Below are 1016 nucleotides of genomic sequence, written 5' to 3'. Positions count from 1 at the left end.
CGCGCATTGGCCAACGCCTGCCGGATCACCCGCTGCTGCGACGGACCGTTCGGCGCCGTCAGACCGTTCGACGCACCGTCCTGATTGATCGCCGAACCCCGCACCACCGCCAGCACCCGATGACCGTTACGGCGCGCATCCGACAACCGCTCCACCAGCAGCAGCCCCACACCCTCACCCCAGCCGGTACCGTCCGCCGCCTCCGCGAACGCCTTGCACCGCCCGTCCGCCGACAACCCCCGCTGCCGGCTGAACTCCACAAACGTCCCAGGCGTCGACATCACCGTGACACCACCCGCCAACGCCATCCCACACTCACCATTACGCAACGCCTGCATCGCCAGATGCAGCGCCACCAACGACGACGAACACGCCGTATCCACCGTCACCGCCGGACCCTCAAGCCCGAACACATACGACAACCGACCCGACACCACACTCGCCGCATTACCGGTACCGAGGTATCCCTCGACGTCTTCGGTCGTGTGCTGGAGGCCGGCCGCGTAGTCCTGGCCGTTGGTTCCGGTGAAGATTCCGGTGTCCGTGCCACGCATGGAGAGCGGCGGGATGCCGGCGCGTTCGAAGGTCTCCCAGGCGGTTTCGAGGAGGAGCCGCTGCTGCGGGTCCATCGCGAGCGCCTCACGCGGACTGATCCCGAACAGACCGGGATCGAACTCCGCAGCGTCGTAGAGGAAACCGCCCTGGCGGACATACGAACTGCCCGAACGCCCACGGTCGGGGTCGTAGAGGTCGTCGTGGTCCCAGCCGCGGTCGGTCGGGAAGGCCGCCATGGCGTCCGTGCCCGAGGCCACCAGGTCCCACAGGGCCTCCGGGGACGTGACACCACCGGGGAACCGGCACGCCATCCCCACGATCGCCACCGGCTCGTCCGTCACCGAAGCCGAAACGACCCGCCCCGCCCCGGCCACCGCACCGGCACCACCACCGTCACCCAGCTCGTCCGCCAGGAACTCCGCCAGCACCGCACAACTCGGATAGTCGAACACCACCGTCGT

The 1016-nt window shown here is 68.6% G+C and carries 1 protein-coding gene; it reads right to left on the bottom strand.

Annotated features, from left to right (window positions below):
- The coding region (locus ACH4F2_RS36370; protein WP_398136850.1) for a beta-ketoacyl synthase N-terminal-like domain-containing protein at positions 1-1016 on the bottom strand (1016 nt) is incomplete at both ends.

This window comes from Streptomyces sp. NPDC017890 (assembly GCF_044328675.1).
Taxonomy (GTDB): Bacteria; Actinomycetota; Actinomycetes; order Streptomycetales; family Streptomycetaceae; genus Streptomyces.
This window is presented reverse-complemented; position numbering and strand designations above follow the sequence as displayed.